The 4,527-nt window shown below is 68.3% G+C and carries 4 protein-coding genes; 1 reads left to right on the top strand and 3 read right to left on the bottom strand.

From position 1 onward, the window contains the following. Window positions 1-279: 279 nt before the first annotated feature. From ettA to FJ251_13785, 3 genes are all read right to left on the bottom strand, one after another. The gene (gene ettA, locus FJ251_13775; protein MBM4118773.1) at window positions 280-1,962 is read right to left on the bottom strand and encodes an energy-dependent translational throttle protein EttA; all 1,683 of its coding nucleotides are present in this window, start codon (window positions 1,960-1,962) and stop codon (window positions 280-282) included. Between the two features lie 66 nt (window positions 1,963-2,028). Beyond that, the gene (locus tag FJ251_13780) at window positions 2,029-3,417 is read right to left on the bottom strand and encodes an NAD(P)(+) transhydrogenase (Re/Si-specific) subunit beta (protein ID MBM4118774.1); all 1,389 of its coding nucleotides are present in this window, start codon (window positions 3,415-3,417) and stop codon (window positions 2,029-2,031) included. Further along, window positions 3,414-3,689 carry an NAD(P) transhydrogenase subunit alpha gene (locus FJ251_13785; GenBank protein MBM4118775.1) on the bottom strand — a complete coding sequence of 92 codons (276 nt, stop codon included), beginning with the start codon at window positions 3,687-3,689 and terminating at the stop codon, window positions 3,414-3,416. The genes FJ251_13780 and FJ251_13785 overlap by 4 nt, the downstream gene beginning before the upstream one ends. Before the next feature lie 209 nt (window positions 3,690-3,898). Here FJ251_13785 and FJ251_13790 point away from each other — a divergent pair. Beyond that, a partial coding sequence (locus tag FJ251_13790; protein MBM4118776.1) for a DedA family protein occupies window positions 3,899-4,527 on the top strand: 629 nt, incomplete at its 3' end.

A 4,527-nucleotide genomic window follows, 5' to 3' on the forward strand; every position in this document is an offset into this window, starting at 1 on the left:
TGAGTGGAGCGGTCTGGGCGGGATCTTCATGGCCAGCTACACGATCGAGGACCGCTGCGGGATCGGCTGCACGCGCGTCCTCTTGCTGTTGGACGATGCGCTCCAGAACGAGGCGAGCAATCAGACGACCGGGGCCCGCGAAGACGTCTGGCTGTTCGGCGAGAACAGCAACCGCCTGATCATCGCCTCCTGCAACGCGACGATCCTCGAGATCACGATCTGGCTGCTCGGCGATGCGGTGGGCGAGACGAGCTGGAGCGCCATCCGGGCGCTCTACGACTAGCCCTTGACCAGTGTCCGATACCGATTCCGCCGGTTCTCGAAGAGCCGATCGCCCAGCTCCTTCTGGCGCCAGGCCTCGTAGCTGGAGAAGTTGCCCTCCCAGAAGCGCACACGGCTCTCGCCCTCGAAGACCAGCGTGTGCGTGCAGACGCGGTCGAGGAAGAAACGGTCGTGGCTGATCGCCAGCACGCAGCCGCTGAACTCGAGGATGGCCTCCTCCAAGAGGCGCAGCGTGTTCACGTCCAGGTCGTTGGTCGGCTCGTCGAGCAGGATGAGATTGCCACCCGCCTTGAGCAGCTTGGCCAGGTGGCAGCGGTTCCGCTCGCCGCCCGAGAACTCGCTCGTGCGTTTCTGCTGCGCGGCGCCCTTGAAGCCGAACTGGGCAAGGTACTTGCGGACGGGGATCTTCTGGCTGCCGATGACGATGTCATCGACGCCCTCCCCCACGTCCTCGATCAAAGTGCGGTCGGTCGCCAGCAGGCTGCGCTCCTGGTCGCCGTGGACGAGCTTCACCGCCGCGCCCAGCGCCACCGTGCCTACCTGCGGCGCCAGCTCGCCCGCGATCAGCTTGAAGAGGCTCGACTTGCCGGCGCCGTTGGGACCGACCAGCCCGATCACCGCGCCGCGCGGCACGCTGAAGCTGAGCGCTTCGAAGAGCGGCCGGCCCTCGTAGCCGAAGGCGACGTCCTTGAAGTCCAGCACCTGCCCGCCCAGCTCCGGCCCCGGCGCGATGCGGATCGCCGCCTCCGCCTCGCCGCGCTGCGCCTGCCGCTCGCGGGCAAGGAGCTGCTCGTACTCGCGCAGGCGCACCTGGGTCTGCGCGCTGCGGTCGCCGCGGCTCATGCGGATCCAGTCCAGCTCGCGGCGCAGCGCGCGCCCGCGCTGCGACTCCCCCTTCTCGCCCGCGGCGAGCTTGGCCAGCTTCTGCTCCAGCCAGGAGCTGTAGTTGCCCTGCCAGGGGATGCCGTGGCCGCCCTCGAGCTCCAGGATCCAGCCGGTGACATTGTCGAGGAAGTAGCGGTCGTGCGTGACCACGATCACCGTGCCCGGGTAGACGCGCAGCTGCTCCTCGAGCCAGTTGACGGTCTCGGCGTCGAGGTGGTTGGTCGGCTCGTCGAGGAGCAGCAGGTCCGGCTGCTCGAGCAGGATCTTGCAGAGGGCCACGCGGCGCCGCTCGCCGCCCGAGAGCGTGCCCACCTTGCGCTCGTCCGGCGGCAGACAGAGGGCGTCGCTGGCCACGGCCAGCTTCTGGTCCAGGTTCCAGCCGTCCACCGCATCGATGCGATCTTGAAGGGCGCTCATGCGGTCCATGGCCTTGGTCATCGCGGCGTCGTCGAGCGCCTCGCCCATGCTGGCGGCAACGGCGTCGTACTCGGCGAGCAGGGCCTTGATCGCGCCGAAGGCCGACTCGATCGTCTCGCGCACGGTGAGCGCGTCGTCGAGCAGGGGCTCCTGGGCGACCATCCCCGCGCGGAAGCCGGGCGTGAGCTGCGCCGTGCCCTGGAAGGCGGGCTCCACGCCCGCCATGATGCGCAGCACGCTGCTCTTGCCGGCGCCGTTCTCGCCGACGATGCCGATCTTGGCGCCGGGGAAGAAGCTGAGGTTGATGTCCTTCAGCACCTGCTTCGGCCCATAGGCCAGGCTGACCCCGTACATGTGGAAGATGAACTTCTCGGCCACGCGCCGGACCTCCAGCGAAAAGGATAGGGCGCGCCGCGGCGGCGCAGGGGGACGGCCGGCGGCTGGCTAGTGCCCGCCGCCCTGGCCGGACAGCTCCTTGACGATCTCGCCGACGACGGCCTTGGCGTCGCCGAAGATCATCAGCGTGTTGTCGGCGAAGTAGAGCTCGTTCTCGATGCCGGCGAAGCCCGGGTTCATCGTGCGCTTGATCGCCATCACGGTCTTCGCCTTGTCGGCGTCGATGATCGGCATGCCGAAGATCGGGCTCGACTTGTCGTGGCGCGCGGCGGGGTTCACCACGTCGTTGGCGCCGACCACGAAGCAGACGTCGCACTGCGGCATCTCGGGGTTGATGTCGTCCATCTCGACGAGCTTGTCGTAGGGAATCTCCGCCTCGGCGAGCAGCACGTTCATGTGGCCCGGCATGCGGCCGGCCACCGGGTGCACGGCGAAGCGCACGTCGACGCCGCGCTTCGTGAGCTGCTCGTAGAGGTCGCGCACGCGGTGCTGCGCCTGGGCGACGGCCATGCCGTAGCCGGGCACGACGACCACGCTCGACGCGCTCTCGAGGATCTGGCTGGCCTCCTCGGGGCTGGCGCTCTTGGCGGTCTTTCGCTCGCCGCCGGCGGCGGCGGCCTGGATCTGGCCGAAGGCGCCGAAGAGCACGTTCGCGAAGGAGCGGTTCATCGCCCGGCACATGATGATCGACAGGATGAGGCCCGAAGCGCCGTCCAGCGCGCCCGCCGTGATCAGGAGCTTGTTCTCGAGCACGAAGCCCATCGCCACCGCCGCGAGGCCGGCGTAGGAGTTGAGAATCGAGATCACCGTCGGCATGTCGGCGCCGCCGATCGGGATGATCAGGAGCACGCCGAAGAGCAGCGAGAGCACGATGATGATCGGAAAGAAAGCAGCGCGGCTGGGGTCCAGGGCGAGCAGGACGCCGAGCACCAGGGCCAGCGCCGCCAGCGAGAGGTTGACCAAGTTCTGGCCGCGGTAGGTGATCGGCCGCGTGGGCACGATCTCCATCAGCTTGCCGGCCGCCATCAAGCTGCCCGTGAAGGTGAGGAAGCCGAGGATGACCTCGACCACGATCGCCGAGGTGCGGAAGGTGGTCAGCTCGCCGGCCGGCAACCAGAGGTAGAACTTGGCGATGCCGACCAGGCCGGCCGCCAGGCCGCCGAAGGCGTGCGAGAGCGCGGTTCGCTGCGGCACCGCCGTGAGCGGCACGCGCGCCAGCGGAATGCCGATGCCGGTGCCCACGGCCAGCGCCACGACGATCCACAGGTAGTTGACGATCTCCGGGTGCAGCAGCGTGCCGATGATGGCGCCCGCCATGGCGATGACGCCGGCGACGACGGCGCGCCGCGCGGTGTCGGGCTTGTTCATCCACTTGAGGGAGAGGACGAACAGGCCGGTCGACACGAGGTAGATGAGCTGGGTGATGGTCTCGATCATGACCGGCCCGGCTCCTTCTTCTTGAACATCTTGAGCATGCGGTTCGTGATCAGGAAGCCGCTGACGATGTTCGTCGTCGAAGCCGCGATCGCCACCGCGCCGAGGATGGTGCTCGTCTTCGTGAGCTCCTCGCCGGTGACGATGATCGAGCCGACGATCGCGATCGCGCTGATCGCATTGGTCAGGGACATCAGCGGCGTGTGCAGGAGCCGCGAGACGTTCCGGATGACCTCGAGTCCGATGAAGGTCGCCAGCATCAGCACGAAGAGCATGGCGACGAAATCGACCTGTCCGCTGTGCAAGTGTCCGCCCCTCCTGAGCCGTTCGCCTGCTTGCGGCGGGAAGTGCCGCGCGCCGTGCGGCGCGCCCCCGCTCGGCCGGCGATTCTAGGGGGCGGCGCCCCCGATGTCCACGGTCAAAGGGCCGCCGCGGGCAGGCAGGGCTTGGCGGGAGCGGCCGCCATCGCTATATTGTCCGGCCTATGGACTGGCTCGGCGATCTCGTCTCCTTCGTGCTGCACGTCGACAAGCACCTGCTCGAGCTGGTGCAGGCCTACGGCGGCTGGGTCTACGGCATCCTCTTCGGGATCGTCTTCATGGAGACGGGCCTCGTCGTGACGCCCTTCCTGCCCGGCGACTCCCTGCTCTTCGCCGCCGGCGCCCTCGCCGGCGCCGGCGCGCTGGAGATCAGGGTCCTGATCCCTTTGCTCATCGCCGCCGCCGTCATCGGCGACAACCTCAACTACGCGATCGGCCGCCATCTCGGCCCGCGCGTCTTCCGGGGCGGCAATCGCTTCTTCAAGCGCGAGCACCTCGACCGCACGCACGCCTTCTACGAGCGGCACGGCGGCAAGACCCTCGTCATCGCCCGCTTCGTGCCCATCGTGCGCACCTTCGCGCCCTTTGTCGCCGGCATCGGCCGCATGCGCTACCTGCGTTTCCTTGCCTTCAGCGGGGGCGGCGGCTGCTTCTGGGTGCTGCTCTTCACCCTGCTCGGCTACTACTTCGGCGGCCTGCCGGTGGTGAAGGAGAACTTCTCGATCGCCGTGCTGGCGATCATCGGCCTCTCGCTGCTGCCGATGGTCATCGAGACCTGGAAGGCCCGCCGCCA

The organism is bacterium (assembly GCA_016873475.1).
Lineage (GTDB): Bacteria > Krumholzibacteriota > Krumholzibacteriia > JACNKJ01 > JACNKJ01 > VGXI01.

Excerpts from the sequence above, each read along its gene's own strand:
- FJ251_13780 (MBM4118774.1), bottom strand. The coding sequence starts at position 3,417 with ATGATCGAGACCATCACCCAGCTCATCTACCTCGTGTCGACCGGCCTG.
- FJ251_13785 (MBM4118775.1), bottom strand. The coding sequence starts at position 3,689 with ATGCTCTTCGTGCTGATGCTGGCGACCTTCATCGGACTCGAGGTCATC.